Here is a 23,831-nt window from a genome sequence, read left to right as displayed (position 1 = left end):
TCAATGGAATCCAAATGCCTCAATTGACCCAAGCCGTGTGGCGCCACCGACGCGAGAAGATGCTTCGACTCATGGACGAACTGGCTGTGGATGCGCTGATGTTCACCACAGCAGACTTCTTTCAATACGCGACCAATTTCCACACAGACGTCCAGCCGTGGGAGCGCCCGATCTTTGCCGTCATTCCCCGGCACGGCGATGGCTTCTTGATCATGAACGAGCTGTCGACTCACCACATGCGCTTCTCTAAGGAGGCGGAAAAGGTGTGGGTCACCGACGTGACGTTCTACGCCGAGCACCCCATGGTGCAAAACCGGCTACCGCTGATCTCCCAGCTCCCGGAAGTTTTGGCGGACCGGCTGAAGCAGGCCGGCCTTCACCGCGCACGCATTGCAACGGATGGCGCAAGCGGAGTGTTGGCCGCGACCCAGCGCTTGCTGCCCGAGTTGCACATCCGCGTTGCAACGCTGGAGTGCCGCAGCCTGCGTTGGCAAAAGCATGCCGAAGAGCTGGCGGTGATGCAAGCCATCGCTGGCTTGTCTGACTGGATCCAGGACCGCTACCGAGAAAACATCAGGCCGGGGCGTCTGGTGCAGGAGCTTGACTGTGCCATGGCAAGTCTGTTGGTGCAGGAGGCCGCTGAACGCTTTCCTGGCGAGCAGTTTGAAGTGGTGCGCTGCTGGACCCTGAGCGGACCAGCGTCTGCGTCACCGCACGGCGATGGAGCGTCATGCGGTGCCCGCATCCATGAAGGTGACATCCTGGTCAACATCGTGATCCCTCGCTTGAACGGCCTGACGATCGAAAACGAGCGCACTTGGTTTTGTGGTGCTCCGGATGAACAAAAGAAGGCACTCTGGAAGGCCGCAAGTGACGCCACTGCGGCCGCCATTGACGCAGCCGTCACGGGTAACCCCGTGTGTTGTATCGATGCAGCCGCCCAGGCGGTCATCGAGCGGGCTGGATACGCCGCCTGCATTCGCCATCGCACTGGTCACGCGATCGGGATCGTGCACCACGAATACCCCGAAGACATGGCGTTCAGCCAACGTCCTTTGTTAGACAACGAGGTCTATTCAGCAGAACCCGGTCTGTACGTGTACGGCGTCGGGGGCTTCCGCTTGGATGACACGGTCGTCGTCGGCGCCACGCCTCGCGTGCTCACGAACACGCCTAAATCACTCGAATACGCCATCGTTGGCTAAAGCGAGGGCCCCTTCATCATGCAACACAAAGGCATCAACATGCTGTCTCGTCGAATCGCCCTGCTCGGGTTCTGCGCATCAACGCTTTTGTCTTCGGTAACCGGGTATGCCCAGGGATTTCCGAACAAGCCCATCAGGATCGTGGTCCCTCAACCCTCGGGATCGGGACCCGATACGCTGGCCAGAACGCTTGGCGACGTGCTCTCAAAAAACATGGGGCAACCGGTCATGATCGAGAACCGTCCCGGGGCAAATGGGTCGCTGGCGGCCAACTACGTGCTCTCGCAACCAGCTGATGGATACACCCTGTTTCTAGCAGGCGTGTCCAATTTGTCTTGGAACCCGCATCTTTACAAGGCGCTGCCCTATCAACCGGCACGCGACTTCGCCGGTGTCGCCGTCATCGCTAACACACCGTTCATCACTGCGGTCAACTCAAGCCTCGGAGTCAAGACCCTGGCTGACCTGATCAAAATGGCCAAGGCCGAGCCGAGTCGATTGAGCTATGCCTCTGCGGGTATCGGCAACTCAACCCACCTTGCCACAGAGTTGCTGAAGTCTCGTACGGGCATCCAACTGCAGCATGTTCCGATCAGTGGCGCAGGCGGACCCAATGCATTGACCAGCGTGATGGCCGGTGACACGCCCGTCATCACCACTGTTCCGGTGGGGCTGGTCCCCCAGGTCAAAGCCGGCAAGCTGGTTGCCCTCGCTGTGACGGGCGAAAAGCGCCTTCCACAGTTGCCTGACGTCCCCACATTCAAGGAACTGGGCATCGAGATGGATGTGCCAGGATGGTATTCCTTGGTAGCTCGGGCAGGGGCTCCATCAGAGGCCATCGACCGGCTGAACGCAGAGGTCAACAAAGCGCTCGACAGTGCCGAAATGAAGGACCGTTTGAGTGGTCAGATGCTGACAGCCGTCAAATCCAAGCCCGCAGACGTTCTCATCATGACCAAGCGTGACTCTGCCGCCTGGGGGCCGATCATTGAGCGCCTGGGCATTGCGCAGTAAGGGACCCGACCATGGAGCGCCAATTTGATGCCCGCGAGCAGGCTGAATACAGCCGCCGCCACAGGACCCTTGTCGACGCCATTCGCATAGCCGGATTCGAGCACCACGTCGTCACCGGTTCAGAAAACATTTTTTACCTCACAGGAGCAACGTTCGACCCATTAGAGAGACCGTTTTTTCTCATCGTTGGCGCGAATGGATCGCGCGCAATGCTGGTGCCCATGCTCGAAGTGGATCACATGCACAAAGCCTGGGGCCTGACTCGCGAAGACATCCATTTCTACAGGGAGTATCCGGCGCCGCCAGGTGAGGGATGGTCGGAGCGACTGTTGGAGGGCCAGCTGTTCTCAGGTTCGTTCTCGTTCGATGACGGCACGCCATTCATGATCGGTGAGGTACTGCGCAAAGCAGGAGGTCACCCATCAGACCTTCTTGCTGACATTCGAATGGTGAAGTCGGAGTGGGAGATTGAGCAGATTGAGCGGGCTGCACGCTATGCCGATTGGGGTGTTCTGCAGGTCATGCGTGCCGCTTGGAACGGCGGCTCCGTGGCGGAAACATACGCGCCCACCCAGGCCTTGATGCGAAAGATCATCAGAGAGGTCCCAGACTGGGATGCACTTGCAACCAAGGCGATTGCAGCCGCATGGCCAGCACCGCTGAGTGCTGAACCTCACTCCATTCCGCGCATGGATGACTGTCTGGGTGCGGGGCCCCATGTGGCGATGGTGCTGACTCGAGTCAATGGGTACGCTGCGGAATGCGAACGCACCTTTTTCACTACCGGGCCAACTGCCGAGGAGCGAGAGGTGTTTGCGATCATGACACGTGCTCGGGAACTTGCGTTCCAGATGATCCAGCCCGGCGTGCCTTGCCAGGAAATCGACGCTTCGGTCAACGTGTTCTTGAAAGCCGAGGGCTTTGGTGACTGGCGCACACGACTCCATCGTTGTGGGCACGGCTTCGGGCTGGGAAATCATGAACCGCCATGGATTGCAGTGGGGAGCCCGCACGTGCTCAAAAAGAACATGTTGATCTCAGTCGAGCCTGGGATTTACACAACGGGCGTCGGCGGTTACAGGCACTCAGATACCGTTCTCGTAACCGAACACGGCTACAGATGCCTGACTCAAGCGCCTATCGCCATTGAAGCACTGGTGTTGCGCAAGAAAACTCTTTGCCATGGCTTGAGAAGCTTTCTGACAAAGCGTGCGCTGGGCCTGACTACCCAATGAAATGCACTCCGAAAAAGTCAACAACCCCAGACATCAGGTTCGCTAGAAGCAAAAACAGGGGTCTAATTTTCTGCTGGTTCATGTGACAAGCCTCATGTCTATGGCGCACAAGCTCAAACGCTGCTGAGCTCCATCAGCAACGCCTTGGCAGACACCGTGTCTCCGACCTTCACGTGAACCGAGGCCACAGTACCATCGCGCTCGGCCGTGAGCAGGCTCTCCATCTTCATGGCCTCGATGCTGGCCAGCACATCCCCCTTCAACACCTTTTGACCTGGCTTGACGGCGATGCGTGCCACCGAGCCGGGCATTGGCGCAGCTACGTGATGGGGATTGCCCTCCTCAGCTTCTGGCAAGGCCTTAGCACTGGCCAATGCACCGGCCTTGGCGATTCGCACCAGACGCGGCTGACCATTGAGTTCAAAGAACAGGCGGCACTGCCCCTGGTCATCTGCCGGCGCCCTGCCCTCGACGCACACTTGCAGGGTCTTGCCCCGGTCGATGGTGACGGCAATCTCCTCGTGGTCCTGCAAGCCATAGAAGTAGGCCGGGGTCGGAATGCGGCTCACATCGCCATACTGGCTTCGGTGTTTCGCGTAGCCCTGGTAAACCTTGGGGTACATGAGATAGGAGGCCAGTTGCTGATCATCGACTGCATGGCCGACCAGCTTGCGGGCTTTCTCGCGCTCAGCCTCGAGGTCCACCGTAGGCAAGTGCTCACCCGGGCGCCCCACCAGAGGGGCGGCTCCCTTGAGCACCTTGCGCTGCAAGGCAGCAGGGAAGCCATCAGCCGGGAAGCCCAGCTCACCGCGCATGAGCTGCACAACTGATTCGGGGAATGCGATTTCTTTGTCCGGATGTAGGATGTCCTTGGGCGAGAGTTCGCTGGCCACCATGAACAAGGCCATGTCGCCCACCACCTTGGAGGTCGGGGTGACCTTCACGATGTCGCCAAACAGCTGGTTGACTTGGGCATAGGCCTCGGCGATCTCTGGCCAGCGGTGCTCGATGCCCATGGATCGCGCCTGCTCGCGCAGGTTGGTGTACTGACCACCAGGCATCTCATGGCGATAAACGTCGGAGGTGCCGCTGCGGATGTCGCTCTCGAAGGGCAGGTAGTAGCGCCTTACCCCCTCCCAGTAATGAGACAGTCCTCTCAGGGACTTTTGGCTAACGCCCGGGTCGCGGGGATGCCCCTCCAGGGCCGCGACGATACTGCCCAGGTTGGGCCGCTCATGGCGTCCATGGCGCCATCGACGATGTCGCACCCCGCCTCAATCGCAGCCAGAACACTGGCACCGGACAGCCCGCTGGTGTCATGGGTATGGAAGTGGATGGGCAGCCCCACCTCCTCCTTCAGGGCACGTACCAGCGCGCTTGCCGCACGTGGGCGACAGACGCCGGCCATGTCTTTGATGGCCAATATGTGAGCACCGGCTGCCTTGAGCTCCTTGGCCAAATGGACGTAGTACGCCAAGTTGTACTTCGCGCGCTTCTCATCAAAGAGATCTCCTGTGTAGCAGATGGCCGCCTCACACAAGGCCCCTGTCTCCCGCACCGCCTCCATCGCCACTCGCATGTTGTCCACCGAGTTGAGCGAGTCGAAGACACGGAACACGTCGCCCCCCCCCTTGGCCGCCTGCTGCACAAAGAAGCGCACCACGTTGTCGGGGTAGTTGGTGTAACCGACCGCGTTGGAGGCACGCAGGAGCATCTGCAGCAATACATTGGGCACTGCTTGACGCAATTGGGCCAGCCGATCCCAGGGGTCTTCGTTGAGGAAGCGCAGTGCCACGTCAAAGGTGGCGCCACCCCAGCATTCCAACGAGAACAGGTCGGGCATCAACCGGGCGTAATGCGGGGCAATGTCCACCATGTCTTTGTTGCGCATCCGAGTTGCCAACAGAGACTGGTGGGCATCACGCATCGTTGTGTCGGTCAAGAGCACGCGCTGCTGGGCCAGTACCCATTGACTGAAGGTATCGGGCCCCAGGCTCTTCAGCAGCTGACGAGTGCCCTCAGCGGGCATAGCGGTCAGATCGCAGACCGGCTTCACCGGCATCGATACGGGCAATGTCGGTAGAGTGCGGCCTTTCATTTCTGGATGGCCGTTGACACTCACCTCGCCCAGGTATTTGAGCAGCTTGGTGGCTCGGTCTCGACGTGGTTTGAACTTGAGCAGTTCAGGTGTCTGGTCAATGAAGCGTGTGGTGCACTCGCCGCTCTTGAACAATGGATGAGCGATGACGTTTTCCAGGAAGGCCAGATTGGTAGCCACACCCCGAATGCGGAACTCACGCAGTGCCCGATCCATGCGCGAGATGGCATCGTCGGCGTTGCTGCCCCAGGATGTGACCTTGACCAACAAGCTATCGTAGAACGAAGTGATCACCGCTCCCGAATACGCAGTGCCACTGTCCAGGCGAAGGCCAAATCCGCCACTGGATCGGTAGGTCGAGAGGCGACCATAGTCAGGTGTGAAGTTCTTCTCTGGGTCTTCAGTCGTCACACGACATTGCAGAGCATGACCATTGCAGCGAATGTCGTCCTGGATAGGCACGAACCCACCGTCGACCCCAACCTTTGCACCTTGAGTCACCGCAATCTGAGCCTTGACCAAGTCGATCCCTGTGACCTGCTCGGTAACGGTGTGCTCCACCTGAATGCGAGGGTTGACCTCAATGAAGTAGAAGGCCCCGGTGTCGGCACCCATCAGGAACTCAACCGTGCCCGCATGGGTGTAGTTGACGGCTTGGGCCAGCTTGAGAGCCGCCTGGCACAGAGCGTGGCGGGTCGATTCGCTCAAGTAAGGTGCCGGCGCACGCTCAACAACTTTCTGGTTGCGGCGCTGTACCGAGCAATCGCGCTCATACAGATGAACCAGGTTGCCGTGGCGGTCACCAAGGATCTGCACTTCAACGTGGCGAGCCCGCTGGACCAGTTTCTCCAGGTAAATCTCGTCATTGCCAAACGCGGTCTTTGCCTCGCTCCGAGCCACCGGCATCTGGGTGAGCAATTCAGCCTCGCCCTGGATGATGCGCATGCCGCGACCGCCCCCACCCCAACTGGCTTTGAGCATGACGGGGTAGCCGATTTGGGCCGCCATTGCGCATGCCTCAACGGCATCGAAGGGAAGTGGCGGCGTGGCTGGCATCACCGGTACGCCTACCGACTGTGCCAAGTTGCGCGCTGCCACCTTGTTACCCAGAGTTCGCATCACATCGCCCTTGGGGCCAATGAAGGCGATGCCAGCGGCCTCGCATGCGTCAGCAAAGTCGGGGTTTTCGGAGAGAAAACCATAGCCCGGATGGATAGCGTCCACACCCGCTAGTTTGGCTGCGCGGATCACCTCAGCAATGTCGAGATACGCGGCAATCGGCTTTTGCCCCTCACCAACCAGATAAGCCTCGTCGGCCTTGAAGCGATGCAAAGCAAATCGATCTTCATGGGAGTAGATCGCGACCGTGCGCATACCCATCTCTGTGGCGGCGCGCATGACGCGAATGGCGATCTCTCCTCGGTTGGCAATCAGGATGGACCGGAGGGTTCGTTGTTTCATGAAAGAAAACACTCAGAGTTTAAAAACCGTCGCAATGGCACCAGCGTTTTGCGGCGCCACCAAAAGCTCTGACTGGAATTCGCCTAAGGCAAATGCCCGGGTTGTATCGGGAACAAAGTGGCATCTTCCAACGCCATGAGCCTCAAAATTTGTACAGGGATGTCAGGTTGTCCACCAATATCCGGCGTCTGAGACCTTCTTCCGGTGCCCAACGCGCCATCAGGTCGAACAGGGCTGCGTCGTTGGGCTTATCTGACTCGGTCACATGAGGCCAGTCTGATCCCCACACCGCACGCTCTGGATGAGTCTTGAGTAGGCGCTGCACAAACGCATCCAAATCACGGTACAGAGGGTGATCGTTGGATGCGATGTAAGCGCCTGAAAGCTTGATCCAGGCTTGGCCTCGATCCAATAATCTCAAAAGCTGTTTCTCAACGTCTTGGGAAATAAACGGCGCCGTGTTGATCCTGGCCAAGTGGTCTATCACGATAGGAACAGGCAACGCGGCAAGGCGATCCACCAATCCCAAGAAGACGTCAGCGCTCATGTGCAACTGAATATGCCAACCAAAATCCTTGATCTGCTGCGCTACTGACTCCAGCATTTCGTCGTGCGTCGCGCCTTTTTGAACAAGGTTGAACCTGGTGCCAACCACACCTCGTGCACTCATTTCAGCTAGGGTCTCAGCTTTGAAAGTCGCGTCAACAACCGCAACCCCGCGCGCAGCTTGCCCCATTTGGTCCAAACCACTGAAAAGCACACGGTGATCAAGACCATAGCTAGAAGGCTGGACCAACACGCATCGCTGCAATCCGAGTCGTGCCTGAAGCTTCCGATAGTCCTCGACGGTGGCGTCCGGATGGGTTAGTGCATCGGGCGAGATAAACGGGAACCGGTTGTCGAACAAGTGCATGTGGCAGTCACATGCATTCTCTGGGGGTGTGAATGCAGGCCTGTCGGTGCCAGCTGAATAGGGAACAGAATGAGACATGGCCTGCTCGTTTCAGTTACTTGGGAACTACTCCGGCGCGATGCCAAAACTCATAGGACGCAGCCACTTCCTTGGCTGACTCATCCAGATCAGCTGGAGCGATTTCTAGCGACATATCCGCCACCTTGATCTGGACGTCTTTGTCCGCCAATGTTGCACGCAACGCAGCGTTGAACTTTTCCGCCAAAGGCTTAGGCAAGCCTTTCGGAGCGAAGAAAGCGTTGAAGCTGTTGACACTCACTCCAGGGAAGCCTTGCTCCTCGAAAGTCGGTACCTGAGGCATGAATGCCGAGCGCTTGCCGCCAGAGATGGCAAGGATGCGAACTTTTCCGCCCTTGAGCATTTGCAGGCCTTCGGGTTCGCCCGTGACCCCGGCGGCGAGATGTCCTCCGATCAGTTGCGGCATCAGAGCTGCAGAGCCGCCGAACGCGGCGGAGGCCATCTTGATGTTGGCCCTTTTGGATAGGGCAGAGCCAATGATGTCGGGCACACCACCTTGCAGAGGAACACCATAGTTGCCTTGAGTTGAATCCCTTCTGACCAGCTCAACGAATTCATTCAAGGTCTTGGCTTGGCTGCTGAGAGGCACTGCAAAGGTCCACTGGAATCGGGCCACCTGCCCTACTGCAACAAAGTCCTTGCGGGCGTCGTAGTTAGCAGACGGCGTCATGAGTGGCACCACCACCACAGAATGATCCAGTGCCAGCAAAAACGTAGTTCCATCCGCGGGTGCAGTTTTGACGTAAGCCGTGCCCAGTTGACCACTTGCCCCCGGCTTGTTCTCCACCAGAACAGGTTGCCCCAATTGCTTTGACAATCCGGGAACCAACAAACGAGCCACCACGTCAGTTGCACCGCCCGGGGCGAACGGCACCACGATCTTGATGGGGCTCTTGAACTCTTGTGCCCAGGCATTGGTTCCAATCGCCAGTCCGGCGAATAGTGCGATCATTATTTTTTTCATGCTTGTCTCCTTGTCGGGTTGTCTGAACTGAGCTCACTCAACCTTGGCACCGGTCTCGCGAACCACTGTTGCCCAACGGGTACCTTCGGATTTCATGTAGTCAACGTATTGCTTCTGGGTGCCGCCCAGGATCACAGACCCTTTCTCGGTCAGGCGGGCACGGAGGCCAGGGTCAGCCAACGACTTTTGCAGTGCGTTTTGCAGCTTGCCGACCACGTCTGCCGGGGTCCCCTTCGGCACCATCAACCCTTGCCAAGCGCCCATCTCCATGGAGCTTTTGCCAGAGGCTTCACGCATTGTTGGTACCTCGGGTAGCAGCAACGAACGTTTCTCGCTGGTCACAGCCAGCGGACGAAGCGCTCCACTCTTGATGTGAGGCGTTACCTCATTGACAGGCAAGAACATGAAGTCAGTCGCACCACCGATCAAATCCGTGATCGCTGGTGCGCTGCCCTTGTATGAAATGTGTGTTGCGCTGACGCCCACTTCTTTGAGGAACAAGGCGCCTGCCAAGTGAAGCAGAGCCCCAGTTCCGGATGACCCGTAATTTGCTCGTCCCTCGCGGCCTTTGCCCCAAGTGATGAACTCCGCGAGCGTCTTCGCTGGAACAGCGTTGTTCACGACCAGGACCAGGGGGATGGTTGCGGTCAGAGAAATTGGAACGAAATCCGTGTAGGGGTCGAATCCGGGATTGGCATACAACGACGGGGCCAGCACCACTGCCGACGTCGCATAGAACACCGTGTAGCCATCTGGCGCAGACTTCTTGACCTCAATCGCACCAATGTTCCCGCCGGCCCCCCCCTTGTTCTCAATGATGACCGTCCCGCCCAACTCTTTCCCAAGTTGCTGAGCTACAGAGCGTGCATTGATATCAGCGGAGCCACCGGGTGGGAACGCCACGACCATCCTGATCGGCTTATTGGGATAGCTCGGCTCCGCCGCATGCGTGACATGTAGTGCCGCGAGAAGCGAGAGGCCGAACGCCACTGCGACTTTCGAGAGATTGAGCATATTTGTCTCCGTGTTGTATTTGGTGTGCCTATCAGACGATGCCAAATCGCTTGAGGGTTTCGCCCAAATTGAGTAACTCCAGAGTGTTGGATGCCCCAGCTTCGATGGCCTCTCGTTGCTTGACCTCCTTCTCTTCTCGGGCAAGGCTGCTGGCAATGGCAGAGTCGACTTCATCTTGGGCCACCACGACCAAGCCGTCACGGTCACCGACGATGATGTCGCCCGGGCGGATCACGACATCACCGATGCTGATCGGGACATTCACCTTGCCAGGCTGATTCTTGCCAGTGCCCTTGATGGAGAGCCCGCGGCAGAAAACGGGGAAGCCCAAGTCGATGATGAGATTGGCATCACGTACACAACCGTTGATGACCAATCCGGCAATACCCAGCTTGATGGCCTGCAAAGTCAGGACGTCGCCCCATGGACCAGCCTCCATGAAGCCTTTGGCGTCGACCACCAACACATCACCGGGCTTGGCCTGAAGGACCGCGTAATGCAGCATCAGGTTGTCTGCGGGACGCACATCGACGGTCAGCGCGGGGCCTGCCATGCGCACGGTCGGATCGATGGGCTTCATACCGTAATCGAGAGCCCCTTTGGCTCCTTGTGCTTCGTAAATGGTGGCGGTGCCCAGGTCACGCAGTTGGGTGAGCTTGTCTTTGGAAATCATGTCTGTCCTTGATGTCGGTAAGTAGGTGAATGGGGTTCAGGCTTGAGCTTTGTTGTGTGTCAAGAGCCATTGAAGTGCCTGGTCGATATTGGGATCAGGTATCTCCAAAGGATGGGCCTCGAGCTTTTGGGCGGTATCCAGGAATCGCTGCTCCACCCCAGGAAGAACAAGGGACGTCAGGCCCTGTGCGTTCAACTCGTTGTTGGCGTCGTGAACCTCATGGGCGCGGCGCTTGGCATGAATGACATGTGTACGAACCAGCATGTCTATGAAACTTCGCAAGGGGGTTTGATCGATGTCGCTGAGCTGTGCATACAGTTGCTCGCGCACCCCCTGCTTCTCGGCGCCGGTCAGCAACTCCACACTCAAAGCCTCCATCCCCTTGGTGAAGACGCTGCGCAAAATCTTGAGAGAGATCGCATCGCCGGCACGGCCGTCTTGGATGACTTGCACGCGCGCCCCGGCAGCCTCTAGCAAGGCCTTGAGCTCTACTGCGCCATGGCCTGCTGTCAACAGTGGCGTGCGCACCCAATTCAAACTGATGGCCCCCATGATGGCTGTGTCGACATAGCGCAAGCCGTGCCGTGAGGCCAGGTGTGCCGCATTGCGCTTGACCTCTGGACTTGCGGTAGTGAGGTCTGCCAATCCCGCAGCTGGGCGGGCGAACTTCACAACCTGTGACGTGACATTCAAAGCTTGCGCTCCGGTGACGCACGAAAGAACCCAGTCAGCGGAACTCAGCCATTCCCCAATCTCGGGGTGCAAGGACAAACCCAGTTGAGTGGAAAGCTCATGAGCAGCGGCTGAGGGTCTTGCCTCGCACAGCAGAAGTTCAAAGCCCGCTTCGTGCAGAGGCTTGGCATAGCAGCGGCCCACTTCACCCAACCCAATGATGGCAATTCGAGTACGTTTCTGATTCATGGCGCAAGAATACAAAAAAAGTACAAAGTAGTCCACATTAGCCAGGGTTTACACCTATAAATCCCGATTTAAGAACATTATTTATACATTTCTGACGCCAAACGACGCTGATCTGTGGCCTTCTAAAATGGACTCCGAACACGCTCACGAAAGAAAAGGCGACGATGAAACAAGGCTCAGACAAGGCATATGAAGTGCTACGCCAACGACTGGTTGGTGGGCACTACAAGCCAGGAACACAACTCAAGGAAGAGCCGCTGGCCCGAGAGTTTGGGTTGAGCAGGACCCCTGTCCGAGCCGCACTGAAGCGCCTGGTTGTCGACGGACTGGCTACAGCGGATGCCGGGCAAGGCATTCATGTCGCTCAATGGAGCGACTGGGACATCGAAGAGACCTTTCAACTGCGCATGCTGCTGGAGCCCTACGCCGCTTGCCTGGCAGCCGAGCGAGGAGGTACCGCGTTGGTGGCAAAGCTCAAAGCAAGCAATGAGCAGATGGCTGCCGCAATCGCAGCAAACGGAGACGAATCCATAGCTCAAATCCAGGATTCAAACAGAAGCTTTCACCGAGCTTTGCTGGATGCCTGTGCGGCTCCACGGCTGCAGACTATTTTGGAGACAATGATCGACATGCCGATCATCGTGAGATCGTTCTATCTGTCCACGCGCAGCGAGTTGGAGCAAAGCTTGCACCACCACCAAGATCTGACGGTGGCCGCAGAAGCTGGCGATGGCGAGTTGGCTCGACAAGTCATGCGACTGCACTTGCGCATGTCCTACCACCGATTCATGGTGCACCGCGATCAGTACCGTGGCAGCTCGAGCGTTGCCATGAATAACACGACGCCAAATTGACGCAACATTCCGAGGATGCACATGCGGCCCGGGTATGTCAGTAGCGAATTTGTCCGTCCGCGCCGATGACCAACAAATCCGCGTAACTGCTGCCCTCGTGTTGAACAACTGAGTAGTCCACCACATAGCCGCCGAGGTCAAAGCGTCCTTGAATCGCCCCGGGGGGTTCCTTCAGATGGTTCGTTGATGTTTCAGAGGGCTTTAGCACCCCTTCGCGATTGGCAGAGCCATTGTCTCGCCAAGAGAATGACGACAGGCTGTACCAGTTCGATGAACTCATGCGGAAATTTCGAACATGTTGAGCCTGGAAGATCTTCAGTTGCTTGAGGCGGTGCGAGTCACCGGCAGCCTGTCGCGTGCCGCTGACCGACTCGGCAAGGCGGCGTCCACCGTGTCCTATGCCGCGCGCCAACTTGAGGAACGGCTGGATGCCTTGCTGTTTGACCGGGCCGGCTACCGAATTGCCCTGACACCCGCCGGCCTGCTGCTGGTAGAGCAAGGTGCGCAATTGCATGCGCAGGCGCGTCGCCTCACCGATCGCGTCAAGCAGGTGGCGCGGGGCTGGGAGTCCGAGCTGCGCATCGTGACCGATGAGCTGGCCAACATCGAGGCGCTGCTGCCGCTGGTGAGTGGTTTCGACGCACTGAACAGCGGCGTGGCCCTGCGCATCACCCACGAGGTGTTGGGCGGCACCTGGGAAGCACTGCTGGACCACCGAGCCGATCTGGTGGTGGCCGCCACCAACGAGCCCCCGGCGATGGCGCATTTGCAGTGGTTTGAATTGGCTCAGTTGAAGTGGGTGTTCGCGGTCTCGCCACGGCACCCCCTGGCTGACGAACAACAGCCCCTCTCCACAGAGGCCATTGGCGCCCATCGACACGTGGTGGTGGCAGATACCTCCCGCCTGGCCATCGCCCGCAGCTACGGCGTGCAAGCCAGCCAGGATCGGCTCGCCCTGCCCAGCATGCGCGCCAAGATCGCGGCCCAGGTGGCGGGCTTGGGCGTGGGTTGGCTGCCCCTTGAAAAGGTACGGCCCCACTTTGAACAAGGCACGCTGGTCGCACTGAGCACGCAAGACCCACGCGAGCCCAACCAGCTGTTTGTGGGCTGGCATTCGAGCCGGGCCGGGCCCGCTCTGCAATGGTGGGTTGAAAAGCTGCGCGATCCGCGCTTGGTGGCGCCGCTGCTGCAAGTGAGCTGAGCCGCAAACCTGCCGGCGCAGCCACCGATGCCGGGCCGGCCGTCAGGCCGAAGGGTGCGGCGCCTTAGCCAGCGGTGTGGCGGCCAGCGATGCCAGCAGCGCGTCTCGGCTGGCGCTCAGGATTTCTTCGGCCAGCGCTGAATCGTCCGGACAGGCGCGCGACATGATGAGGGCGCCCACCGCTTGCGAGAGCAGGTTCAAGGTCTTGGCCCGTGACGCTGGTGTGGGGGCGACCGCGTCGTCGTGGGCTTCTGCCGTGGCGCCATGGCCGCCGTTCAACGCCGCCACTAGGCTTTCTATCCCGCTTGCAAAGGCGGCCCGGACGGCGTCAGGCTGACGTGCCGCATCACCCCCCAAGGCGGCCATGGTGCAGCCGGCGCCTCGGCCGTCGCGATGCTCACGTGACACGTAGGAGCGGACGAAGTCCGCGGGATCCACACCGCCCTCGGTCAAGGCCACGGTGCGCGCGATGCCACAAGCCGTCGATTCGGCAATCAGCTCGGCCTTGGAGGCGAACTGCTTGTAGAAGCCGCCGTGGGTCAACCCCGCCGCGGCCATCAGATCGGCCACCCCCACACCGTCATAACCGCGCTCACGAAACAGCTGAGACGCGGTTTCAACCACCCGCGCCCGATTCGCCTGCGCCTGTGCTTTGGAGACTTTCATCGTGGGCCTGCCTTGAGGTACTGCATGGCGGCAATTCTATATTGATGTCGAACATCATCAAAATATTGACTTTTTAGATGACGACCGTCATCATTGACGCATGGCAGCGCCAAAACAGGCACTGAACCATGACTGCCAACCCAACCCCGCCGGGATTCGTGAACCCCCGGCCTTCTTTGCCAGGAGCCTTCGAACATGAGCAACGCACTCTCCACCACACTGCCCACCGTCCTCGTCACCGGTGCCTCCAGCGGCATCGGCGCGGTTTACGCCGAACGCTTTGCCCAGCGTGGGCACCCGCTGATTCTGGTCGCCCGTGACAAAGCCCGGCTCGATGCGCTGGCGGCCAAGCTCAGCGCGGCGCACCAGGTGGCGGTGGACGTGATCCAGGCCGACCTCACCCAGCAGAGCGATCTCGCTGCGGTCGAATCCCGCCTGCGCGACGACAGCCGCATCGGCATCCTGATCAACAACGCGGGCATGGCCCAGACGGGCCACTTTCTGCAGCAAACCGCACCAGACATCGAGCGCCTGATCACCCTCAACACCACCGCCCTGACCCGGCTGGCCGCCGCCATCGCCCCGCGCCTGGCGCAGGCTGGCACCGGCGCCATCGTGAACATCGGCTCGGTGGTGGGCCTGGCCCCCGAGTTCGGCATGACGCTCTATGGCGCCACCAAGGCCTTTGTGCAGTTCCTGTCGCAAGGCCTGCACCTGGAGCTGTCGCCCAAGGGGGTGTATGTGCAAGCCGTGCTGCCGGCCGCCACGCGCACCGAGATCTGGCAGCGCTCCGGCATCGACGTCAACACCCTGCCCGAGGTCATGGAGGTGGACGAGCTGGTGACCGCCGCCCTGATCGGCTACGACCGCCGCGAGCTGATCACCATCCCGCCGCTGCATGTGGCCGAACGCTGGACCGCGCTGGAAGGCGCCCGTCAAGGGCTGCTGTCCGACATCCGGCAGGCCCGCGCGGCCGACCGCTACCAGCCCCAGGCCTGAGCACGCCAGCCTTGGCCACCAGGAACAGCGTCATGTCCAACCAGCGATTGAAATCACCCCTCCAGGCACTGGCGCTGTCGGCCGTGCTGGCTGCCACCAGCGTGATGGCCGCACCCGCATCATTGCCAGCGCAGCCCAGCCCCGCGACGCCAGCCGCAGCCCGGCAGCTGCAGCAGCCCACCTGGAAGACCGTGCCCACGCAAACCCTCACGGCCGGCGACGTGCGCTTTGCCTACCGTGAACTCGGCCAGCAAAACGGCGGCACGCCCGTGCTGCTGCTCGCCCACCTGGCGGCCGTTCTCGACAACTGGGACCCGCGCATCGTCGACGGGCTGGCCGCCAGGCACCACGTCATTGCCTTCGACAACCGGGGCGTGGGCGCCTCCACCGGCGCCCCGGCCAACACCATCGAGCAGATGGCCGACGACGCCATCCGCTTCATCGAGGCCAAGGGCCTCCAGCAGGTCGATCTGCTCGGCTTCTCGATGGGCGGCATGATCTCGCAAGAAATCGTGCTGAAAGCGCCGCAGCGGGTTCGCAAGATGATTCTGGCGGGCACAGGCCCGGCCGGGGGCCAGGGCATCAGTGCCGTGGCCGGGGTGGCCAACTACGACCTGATCCGGGCCACCCTCACCGGCCAGGATCCGAAGCAATACCTGTTCTTCACGCGCAGCGCCAAAGGCATCGAGGCAGGCCAGGCCTTTCTGGCCCGCCTGCAAGAGCGCAGCCAGCAGCGTGACGCCGACATCGCCATCGGGGCCTACGTAGCCCAGTTGCAGGCCCTGGCCACCTGGGGCCAGAAGCGGCCGGCCGACCTCTCGGCCATCCAGCAACCGGTGCTGGTGGTCAACGGTGACGACGACCGCATGGTGCCCACCCGCAACACCTACGACCTGGCCAAGCGCTTGCCCCATGCGCAGTTGATCATCTACCCGGATGCGGGGCACGGTGGCATTTTTCAGTACCACGAAGACTTCGTGACCCAGGCACTGGCCTTTCTGGCGAACTGAGGCCGCAGGCTTCGCCCCCCACCACCCAGTCACCTGCCCCTCACCACAAGCATCACCGGAGCACGGCCCGCCCTCACGGCGGCCCCAGCCAACATGAAAGCACTCACCTTCAAACGCTATGGCAAATCGCCCGACATCGGGTTCTCGCATGTGGCGCAACCTGCGCTGCAGCCCGACGAGATCCTGGTGCAGGTTCACGCCGCCGGCCTGAACCCCATCGACAACATGGTGCCTGCCGGCACCTTCAAGCCCGTGCTGCATTTCAAGCTGCCGGCCACCCTGGGCAGCGATCTGGCGGGCGTGGTGGTCGAGGTCGGCGGCCGCGTGACCCGCTTCAAACCGGGTGACGAGGTCTATGCCAGCCTGTTCGACACGGGCAAGGGCAGCCTCGCCGAGTGGGCCGCCGTGCCCGAGAGCGCCGCTGCGCTGAAGCCAGCCAACCTCGACTTCGTTCAGGCGGCCTCCATCCCCATGGTGGCGCTCACCTCGTGGCAAGCCATGAAAGAGCGCATGAACCTGCAAGCCGGCCAGAAAGTGTTCATCCCCGCAGGCTCTGGCGGCATCGGCACCCTGGCCATCCAATTGGCCCACCATTGGGGCGCCAAGGTGGGTACCACCGTCAGCACGGGCAACGTCGAACTCGTTCGTAACCTGGGGGCCGACGAGATCATCGACTACAAGAAGCAGGCGTTCGACCAGGTGCTGAGCGGCTACAACGCGGTGCTGGGCACCATCAGGGGCGACGCCATCGAAAAATCACTGAACATCTTGAAGCCCGGGGGGCGGATCGTCTCGCTCATCGGGCCCCTGGATGTGGCCTTTGCCAAGGCCAAGAAGCTGAACTTCATCCTGAGCTTCGTGTTCAGCCTGATGAGCCGCAAGATCCGGAAGCTGGCCAAAAAGCAGGGCGTGGATTACGGCTTTCTGTTCGTGCGCCCTGACGGCCACCAGCTTGCAGACATCGGCGCGCTCCTCGAAGCCGGGCACATCCGGCCCGTGATCGACAAGGTGTTTGCCTTTGACCAGGCCAAGGAGGCCTTGGACTACCTTGCGCAGGGGCGGGCGAAAGGGAAGGTGGTGGTGAAGGTCAGGTGAGGCCGCGCCAGGGCCCGCGTTGTGCCCCCGGGGCCACACCAGCCAACAGTCGGCTTGCGCCCTGGGCGCCAAGCCACTCAGCTGCGTCAGGCCGCGCGCTCACTCAGGCTTGAAACCCGCGGCCTTGAGCAGCTCGCTTCCTTGCAGCACTTCTGAGGCGATGAAGCGCTTGAATTGCTCCGGCGTCTCGCTGACCGGCTCAATGCCCAAGGCGCTGTAGCCGCCTGATCGGCCAATCTCGGCCACCGCCGCATTGATGGCCTTGTTCAAGCTCATCACCCGCTCAGGCGGCGTACCGCGAGGTGCCCAGACGCCATACCAGGAGGCATAGGCATACTGGCCCAGCCCGCTCTCAGCCAGGGTGGGAACCTCAGGGGCCAATGCACTGCGCTTGTTCGACGTGACCGCAATGGGCCTGACCTTTCCCGACTTGGCCAAAGGCAGCAAAGAGATCATGGAATCCAACAGCATGTCCACATGGCCCCCGGCCACATCCACCAGAGCCGGTTGCGTGCCCTTGTAGGCCACGTACGTTAATTTGAGCTGCCCCATGCGTGCCATGAGCAGGGTGGCCAGATGGCTGGGCGCGCCCGCTGCGGGTATGCCGGCTGTCCACCCCTCCGGCTTGGCGCGAGCAGCCGCCAGCACGTCTGACAGCTTTCTGGCCTCCAGGTCGGGGGCGATCACCAGCATCAGGGGCGCTTCGCCGACGCGGCCAATCGGTGCGAAGTCGGCCTGCGGATCGTAAGGCGGGTTTTTCAGCACCTGGCGCGCGTAGATGTGGGTGGCCGCTGAGAACAACAGGGTGTATCCGTCGGCAGCGGCAGTCTGGACATACTTGCCCCCCAGGGTGCCGCTGGCGCCGGCACGGTTCTCAACAATCACCGGCAAGCCCAATTGCTTGCCCAGTTGGTGGGCCAGAAGGCGGGCTGCGGAATCCACACCGCCACCGGCAGCAAACGGCACGACGATGCGCAACAGGCGGTCGGGCTCGGGAAAGGTGGCCGCCTGGGCCAGGATCGGGCTGGCCAGGCCCGCCAAGGCGCCCAGCATCTGTCTTCTTGATGTCTTCATTCTTGTCTCCAGGGTTGTCACGCTATCAGGTCAAGCCGGTTGTTCACACCGGTCTGCGCCGGCTGCGGCGTCGGGCCATCACGTCGAGGGTGCTTTCGAGCACCTCGCGGTCCATGCCTCGTGTGATGAACACCAGGCGGGTGCTGTGGTCTTCAGAAGGCCAGGCCGGCAGGTATTCGGGGGGGTGGAACAGGTGCTGCACGGCATGGACCACCATCGGCGTACCAGGCGACTGCGCCGTCTGCACCAGGCCCTTGAAGCGCAACAGCTTCTCGCCCTGCGACGCCACTACCAGATCCAGCCATTGGGCAAAGCCCTCCAGGTCGAGCGGCTCATGGCGCACCAACACAAAGCTCTGCACATCCGACAGGTGCGCAGGCGGGTCGCTCTCTGCCGCTACCGGGTGGTAGAAGTGAGGACTGCCGGGTTCGGCGGAATCGGGCCGGGGCACCAGCAGCTGCCTGCGCAAGAGCGCCAGCAGGTACTCCATATCACTTCGGTCAGCCTGCCGCACGCGGGCTGCCGGGTTGAGTTGTGCCAGGCACTGCAGCAAGGGCGCTGTAGCGCTCGGGTCAGGCAGCAGGTCCAGCTTGGTGAGCCACACCTCATCGGCGGCCGCCAGTTGGGCCAGGGCCTCGGGATGCTGTTCGAGGCTTTGCATGCCCAGCACGGCATCGACGGTGCAGAGCACCGTGCCCAATCGGTAGCGCTGCGACAGCACAGGGTCCATCATCAGGGTGCGCAGTATCGGGCCCGGCTCCGCCAGCCCACTGGTCTCGATCACCACCCGCTGGATCGTGTGGCCAGGGCGGTCCAGCAGGGCTCCGAGTGCCTTCAACAAGTCACCCCGAACAGCGCAACACAGGCAACCGTTGGGCAGCAGCACCACGTCGTCGGCTGAGGCAGCCGTGAGCAGTTCATGGTCCAGGCCGGTTTCACCAAACTCATTGACGATGACGGCGGTTCCCACCAGGTCGGCAGACGACAGCAGTCGGTTCAGCAGCGTGGTCTTGCCGCTGCCCAGAAAGCCGGTGAGCACGCTGACCGGCACCCGAGGCCCCAAAGGCTGTGCCTGGGCCTGCAGCAGGGCAGAGAAGTGCCCGTTCATGTTCCGGTCCCCCCGCCATGCAGCGCCTTGAACGAGGTCAGGGTCTTGTCGATGCGGGGCAGCACCCAGTCGCACACCGGCGCAGGCAGCTCGCCCTCGCTGGCTTGCTGCAACAGCACCAGCAGGGGTGAAGGCGGCCAGCCCGCAGCCTGATGGCTGCGGAAGTACGCGGCCACCGCGGGCAGATCACTGCGCAACGCGGCATCCTCGAGGTAGTCGACGATGTCGAGCTCGAAGTCCTCCAGGCGCAGGCTGATGCCCCCCGCCCCGCAACCACAGGACATGCCCAGGGCCACGTGACGGATCGCCAGCTCGCTCCACAGGCTCACCAGCCTGGCCGCCTGCATCCGCTGCTCTTCGGCCATGGCGAGGCTCACTGGCCGGCCCAGGCCACGGGGTCGGTGGTCGCCACCTCGCCGGGAGGCTGCGCGCGCAAGGCCCGGGTGGCCTCGGCATCGACCTGGCCCCGTGCATCCAATGCCACACGATAGACCTGGCGCGCCACCTCGGCACTCACATAGCCCTCGCGCACATCCTCGGCCACGCTCTCCAGATCGCGCGCCAGCGGGTTGCCGAAGCCACCCCCGCCACCCGACAGCATCTTGTAGGCGTCGCCACGTTCAAGGCGCACGTTGAAGATCTTGGCGTTGGGGTGGTCGGTCTTCCACTCGCCCTTGTGGCGCACGGCCAGCCCGTTGCCCATGGCGTCGCCGCCCCCGTCCAGGCCCCAGGGCTTGCAATGCACGCGGTCGATCCGGGTGGTGACGGTGAAGGGCGACAGCGCCTGCACCACCATCTCGGCCCCCAGGCCCCCCCGGTACTGGCCAGCACCGGCTGAGTCACGGCGGATCTCGTACTTTTCGACCAGCACCGGGTACTTGGCCTCCAGCTGCTCGGTGGGGCTGTTGTGGGTGTCGCCATCGTTGATGCAGACGGTGACCGATACGCCGTCCTCCTTGCTCTTGGCGCCCCAGCCGCCGCCCAGTGGGCCGATGCCGACAATGAACAGGCGCCCATCCTCCGGGCTGATGCCATGGATGTTGGGGAACACCAGATCGGCATGGTGGCCGGCAATCGAACGATCAGGAATGGCCGGTGCCAGCGCCTTGAAGATGGTGTCGATCACCGTCATCGGGAAGGTCATCCAAACCCGCATCGGATACGGGCGCTCCGCGCTGATGACCGTGCCCATCGGCATGATGACCTTGAGCGGTCGGAACGAGCCATCGTTCACCGGGTAATCCGTGGGCGTGGTCAGGCACTTGTAGGCCACCTGGGCGCAGGCGATGCCGGTGGTAAAACCTGAGTTGTAGAAGCCACGCACCTGCTTGCTGACGTCCGACAGGTCCACCGTCATCTCGTCGCCGGACACCGTCACCTTGACGCGGATCGGAATGCGCTTGCCGATCTCCAGGCCATCGTCGTCCATGAACGATTCAGCCTCGTAGACGCCATCGGGAATCGACAAGGTGTTCTGACGGGCCACGGCCTCGCTCGAGTCCATGATCTGTGCGATGGCCCCGTTCACGGCTTGGGGTCCATAGCGCTGCAGCAGTTCGACATAGCGGCGCTCACCCGTGGTGATGGCCGTGATCTGGGCCCGCAGATCGCCCAGCGCCCGCTCGGCGAGCCGAACGTTCATGGCGATGATGTCCACCAGATCCTGGTTGACGACACCTTCTCGCTGGTACTTCATGATGGGGATCTGGATCCCCTCGCTGAAAATGTCGGTGGTGACATTGCCCAGCGTGCCGCCCACATCCAGCCAGTGCGCCATGCAGCAGGTGAAGCCTTCCAGACGGCCTTCATGGAACACCGGCATCGTGAACGTGAAGTGGTTCAGGTGACTGCCCGTGGTGTAGGCATCATTGGTCACCAGGATGTCACCGGGGCGAATGTTCTCGTACCCGAAGTGCCTGATTTTCGCCTTCACGGTCTCGGACATCCCGCGGATGAACATCGGCAGCCCCAGCCCGATCGAGACGGTGTCGCCCTCCTTGGTGAACAGCCCGACCGTGAAATCCAGAGCCTCATAGATGATGAGGTTGTAGGCGGTGCGGGTCAGGTTGGTCTTCATCTCTTCCGTCACGGCATACAAGCCATTGCGGATGATCTCTACAGTGACCGGGTCCACGGTCTTGAGCTCAGCGCTGGTGTTCATGTCCGGTCACTCCCAATCTCGATTTGCAGGTTGCCAAGTTCGTCGACGCGCAGCGAGTCGCCCGGCTGCACCACGGTGGTGGAGGCGTGCTCCTCGATCAGGGCCGGGCCCACGATCTCGTTGCCTGCCAGCAGGCGATCGCGCAGGTACACCGGTGTGTCGGCCCAACCCGAGGATCGGAAGTAAACCGGCTTGATGGACCGCACGGCCGCGGGCTCGGGCCTCGCAGCGCCTTGCGCCACGCTGTGCTTGGGCGGCTTCTTCATCGTGCCCAGCACGGTCACGCGCAAACTCACCAGGTCAGCAGGCTCCTGGGGGGCCGAGGTGCCGTAGCGCACCTGGTGGAGCTGATCGAACTGCTGTTTGATGGCGGCCCGGTCCTTGCCCTCGAAGAAGGCCAGGGGCAGATCCACCGTCACGGCATGCTCCTGCCCCACGTAGCGCATGTCGGCGGCCCGTTCGATCACCACGCCATCGGCCTGCACCCCGGACTGGGCCAGCGCGGCGCGCCCCTCGTCTTCCATCTTCTGGTAGGCCGCCTCGATCTCGTCAAACGAGACGTCGTTGAGCTTGCGGAACACCGAGCGCACGTAGTCGTAGCGCAGGTCAGAAAACAACATGCCGTAGGCCGAGAAATAGCCCGGGGCATAGGGGATGAGTACCTTGCGAATGCCAATCTCGCGCGCAATCGCCGAGGCATGCAAGGGGCCCGCGCCACCGTAGACCACCATGGTGAAGCTGCCCGCGTCCAGGCCGCGCTCGGTCGTGACGGCCTTCACGGCATGCGACATCTGGGTCACGGCGATCTGCAGAATGCCGTCGGCCGCCTTGGTGGCATCCAGCCCCAGCGGCGTGGCGATGCGCTCGCGCATCTGGCGCTGGCAACCGGCCAGATCGAGCTTGAGTTCACCACCGAGGAAGTTGTCGGCGTCGAGACGGCCCAGCACCAGATTGGCATCGGTCACCGTGGGCTCGGTGCCCCCACGCCCATAGGCCACCGGCCCGGGGATGGAGCCGGCGCTTTGCGGGCCCACGCGCAGGGCGTTACCCGTTTCAATCCGAGCGATCGAACCACCGCCCGTGCCCACCTCATGGATGTCCATCATCGGGATCTGGATCGGCAGGGCACGCTCGTAACCACCGATCAGGGCCGAGCCCGTGGTCAAAGGACGGCCTTCGCTGATGACGCCGGCCTTGGCCGTGGTGCCGCCCATGTCGAAGGCAATGGCATCGCCCATGCCCAGCTGGGCACAGATGGCCTGGGCACCGATCACCCCGGCGGCCGGCCCCGATTCGAGCATGCGCACACAGCCCACCTTGGCGTGCTCCACCGGGAACAGCCCACCAGTGGATTGAACGATGTAGAAATCGCCCTCGAAGCCTTGCTCGCCCAGGTGGCTTTCGAGCTGGCCCAGGTACTCTGACACCCGGGGGCCGACATAGGCATTGGCCACGGCGGTCGAGACCCGCTCGAACTCGCGGTATTCCTGGCTCAGCTCATGCGAGGCGCAGACAAAGGAGCCTGGCAGTTCCTCTTGAAGGATCTGCTTCACGCGCTGCTCATGCGCCGGGTTGCGGTAGCTGTGCAGCAACAGCACGGCCACGGCCTCGATGCCTTCGCCCTTAAGCTCACGCGCCAGTTCACGCACGGCCGCCTCGTCCAGCGGCTTGTGGATGCTGCCGTCGGCACGCAGGCGCTCGGCCACCTCAAAGCGCAGCGAGCGCTTGACCAGGGGCTGATGTTTGTTGAAGAACAGGTTGTAGGCGTCCGGGCGATTGACGCGCCCGATCTCGTAGATGTCACGGAAGCCCTCGGTGATCAGCAGCGCCGTCTTGGCACCGTTGCGCTCCAGCAGCGTGTTGATGGCAATGGTGGAACCATGCAGAAACAGGTGGCCGTCACGCCAGTCGATCTTGGCGCTGTCGATCGTGGCCTGAATGCCGGTGACCAGCTCGCCGTGGGTGGACAAGGCCTTGCCGAACAGCAGGCGGCCACTGGCTTCGTCAAAGGCCGCCATGTCGGTGAAGGTGCCGCCGATGTCGACAGCAATGCGCAATTGGGGTTTGGATGTCATGGGGTCTCCAGT

The 23,831-nt window shown here is 61.6% G+C and carries 20 protein-coding genes and 1 pseudogene; 8 read left to right on the top strand and 13 right to left on the bottom strand.

What is annotated here, in order from left to right; genetic code table 11:
* Window positions 1-14 precede the first annotated feature (14 nt).
* From AC3WUT_RS13295 to AC3WUT_RS13285, 3 genes are read left to right on the top strand one after another with little or no spacing between them, the layout of a single operon-like run.
* Window positions 15-1,205, top strand: a complete 1,191-nt coding sequence (locus AC3WUT_RS13295) for a M24 family metallopeptidase (RefSeq protein ID WP_492347544.1) — start codon at window positions 15-17, stop codon at window positions 1,203-1,205.
* An 18-nt stretch (window positions 1,206-1,223) separates the two neighbouring features.
* A complete protein-coding gene (locus tag AC3WUT_RS13290; protein ID WP_492347543.1) occupies window positions 1,224-2,219 on the top strand; it encodes a Bug family tripartite tricarboxylate transporter substrate binding protein in 996 nt (331 codons plus the stop codon).
* An 11-nt stretch (window positions 2,220-2,230) separates the two neighbouring features.
* Entirely contained in the window at window positions 2,231-3,454 is a 1,224-nt protein-coding gene (locus tag AC3WUT_RS13285) for a M24 family metallopeptidase (RefSeq protein WP_492347542.1), read from the top strand.
* Between the two features lie 113 nt (window positions 3,455-3,567).
* On the opposite strand, the pseudogene AC3WUT_RS13280 reads toward AC3WUT_RS13285, so the two are convergent.
* The 6 genes and pseudogenes from AC3WUT_RS13280 to AC3WUT_RS13255 all read right to left on the bottom strand — a co-directional run bounded on the left by AC3WUT_RS13280 (window position 3,568) and on the right by AC3WUT_RS13255 (window position 11,576).
* Window positions 3,568-7,013, bottom strand: a pseudogene (locus AC3WUT_RS13280) (pyruvate carboxylase).
* Window positions 7,014-7,155: 142 nt separating this feature from the next.
* The gene (locus AC3WUT_RS13275) at window positions 7,156-7,926 is read right to left on the bottom strand and encodes an amidohydrolase family protein (protein ID WP_492347541.1); all 771 of its coding nucleotides are present in this window, start codon (window positions 7,924-7,926) and stop codon (window positions 7,156-7,158) included.
* A 94-nt stretch (window positions 7,927-8,020) separates the two neighbouring features.
* Window positions 8,021-8,968, bottom strand: a complete 948-nt coding sequence (locus AC3WUT_RS13270; RefSeq protein WP_492347540.1) for a tripartite tricarboxylate transporter substrate-binding protein — start codon at window positions 8,966-8,968, stop codon at window positions 8,021-8,023.
* 33 nt (window positions 8,969-9,001) lie between these two features.
* Window positions 9,002-9,982 carry a Bug family tripartite tricarboxylate transporter substrate binding protein gene (locus tag AC3WUT_RS13265; protein ID WP_492347539.1) on the bottom strand — a complete coding sequence of 327 codons (981 nt, stop codon included), beginning with the start codon at window positions 9,980-9,982 and terminating at the stop codon, window positions 9,002-9,004.
* Window positions 9,983-10,013: 31 nt separating this feature from the next.
* Window positions 10,014-10,655, bottom strand: a complete 642-nt coding sequence (locus AC3WUT_RS13260) for a 4-carboxy-4-hydroxy-2-oxoadipate aldolase/oxaloacetate decarboxylase (RefSeq protein ID WP_492347538.1) — start codon at window positions 10,653-10,655, stop codon at window positions 10,014-10,016.
* 36 nt (window positions 10,656-10,691) lie between these two features.
* Window positions 10,692-11,576 carry an NAD(P)-dependent oxidoreductase gene (locus AC3WUT_RS13255; protein WP_492347537.1) on the bottom strand — a complete coding sequence of 295 codons (885 nt, stop codon included), beginning with the start codon at window positions 11,574-11,576 and terminating at the stop codon, window positions 10,692-10,694.
* Between the two features lie 164 nt (window positions 11,577-11,740).
* On the opposite strand from AC3WUT_RS13255, the gene AC3WUT_RS13250 reads away from it, so the two are divergent.
* Complete coding sequence (locus AC3WUT_RS13250; protein WP_492347536.1) at window positions 11,741-12,430, top strand: GntR family transcriptional regulator; 690 nt, start codon at window positions 11,741-11,743, stop codon at window positions 12,428-12,430.
* A gap of 37 nt (window positions 12,431-12,467) precedes the next feature.
* On the opposite strand, the gene AC3WUT_RS13245 is transcribed toward AC3WUT_RS13250, so the two are convergent.
* Window positions 12,468-12,710, bottom strand: a complete 243-nt coding sequence (locus AC3WUT_RS13245) for a hypothetical protein (RefSeq protein WP_492347535.1) — start codon at window positions 12,708-12,710, stop codon at window positions 12,468-12,470.
* A gap of 15 nt (window positions 12,711-12,725) precedes the next feature.
* On the opposite strand from AC3WUT_RS13245, the gene AC3WUT_RS13240 reads away from it, so the two are divergent.
* Entirely contained in the window at window positions 12,726-13,631 is a 906-nt protein-coding gene (locus tag AC3WUT_RS13240; RefSeq protein ID WP_492347534.1) for a LysR family transcriptional regulator, read from the top strand.
* Between the two features lie 42 nt (window positions 13,632-13,673).
* Here the strand turns inward: AC3WUT_RS13240 and AC3WUT_RS13235 are convergent, their stop codons facing one another.
* Window positions 13,674-14,297, bottom strand: a complete 624-nt coding sequence (locus AC3WUT_RS13235) for a TetR/AcrR family transcriptional regulator (protein ID WP_492347533.1) — start codon at window positions 14,295-14,297, stop codon at window positions 13,674-13,676.
* Window positions 14,298-14,492: 195 nt separating this feature from the next.
* Here AC3WUT_RS13235 and AC3WUT_RS13230 point away from each other — a divergent pair, with 195 nt between their 5' ends.
* From AC3WUT_RS13230 to AC3WUT_RS13220, 3 genes are all read left to right on the top strand, one after another.
* Window positions 14,493-15,296: an SDR family NAD(P)-dependent oxidoreductase gene (locus AC3WUT_RS13230; RefSeq protein WP_492347532.1), complete on the top strand. Its 804-nt coding sequence runs from the start codon at window positions 14,493-14,495 to the stop codon at window positions 15,294-15,296.
* Window positions 15,297-15,328: 32 nt separating this feature from the next.
* Window positions 15,329-16,306: an alpha/beta fold hydrolase gene (locus AC3WUT_RS13225; RefSeq protein WP_492347531.1), complete on the top strand. Its 978-nt coding sequence runs from the start codon at window positions 15,329-15,331 to the stop codon at window positions 16,304-16,306.
* Window positions 16,307-16,399: 93 nt separating this feature from the next.
* Window positions 16,400-17,401: an NADP-dependent oxidoreductase gene (locus AC3WUT_RS13220; RefSeq protein ID WP_492347530.1), complete on the top strand. Its 1,002-nt coding sequence runs from the start codon at window positions 16,400-16,402 to the stop codon at window positions 17,399-17,401.
* A gap of 99 nt (window positions 17,402-17,500) precedes the next feature.
* Here AC3WUT_RS13220 and AC3WUT_RS13215 read toward each other — a convergent pair whose 3' ends face one another.
* Genes AC3WUT_RS13215 through AC3WUT_RS13195 form a run of 5 tightly spaced genes read right to left on the bottom strand, consistent with a single transcriptional unit; the run spans window position 17,501 to window position 23,819 of the window.
* A complete protein-coding gene (locus AC3WUT_RS13215) occupies window positions 17,501-18,475 on the bottom strand; it encodes a Bug family tripartite tricarboxylate transporter substrate binding protein (protein ID WP_492347529.1) in 975 nt (324 codons plus the stop codon).
* Window positions 18,476-18,518: 43 nt separating this feature from the next.
* Window positions 18,519-19,583: a CobW family GTP-binding protein gene (locus AC3WUT_RS13210; RefSeq protein WP_492347528.1), complete on the bottom strand. Its 1,065-nt coding sequence runs from the start codon at window positions 19,581-19,583 to the stop codon at window positions 18,519-18,521.
* Entirely contained in the window at window positions 19,580-19,948 is a 369-nt protein-coding gene (locus AC3WUT_RS13205) for a hypothetical protein (protein WP_492347527.1), read from the bottom strand. Before AC3WUT_RS13205 ends, AC3WUT_RS13210 begins: the two co-directional genes overlap by 4 nt.
* 8 nt (window positions 19,949-19,956) lie before the next feature.
* Window positions 19,957-21,744: a hydantoinase B/oxoprolinase family protein gene (locus AC3WUT_RS13200; RefSeq protein ID WP_492347526.1), complete on the bottom strand. Its 1,788-nt coding sequence runs from the start codon at window positions 21,742-21,744 to the stop codon at window positions 19,957-19,959.
* The gene (locus tag AC3WUT_RS13195; RefSeq protein WP_492347525.1) at window positions 21,741-23,819 is read right to left on the bottom strand and encodes a hydantoinase/oxoprolinase family protein; all 2,079 of its coding nucleotides are present in this window, start codon (window positions 23,817-23,819) and stop codon (window positions 21,741-21,743) included. Before AC3WUT_RS13195 ends, AC3WUT_RS13200 begins: the two co-directional genes overlap by 4 nt.
* Window positions 23,820-23,831: the final 12 nt, after the last annotated feature.

Source organism: Curvibacter sp. EU05-FHT14A10 (assembly GCF_058791075.1).
The sequence above is the reverse complement of the archived record's forward strand: the minus strand, read 5'-3'. Positions and strand labels throughout refer to the sequence as shown.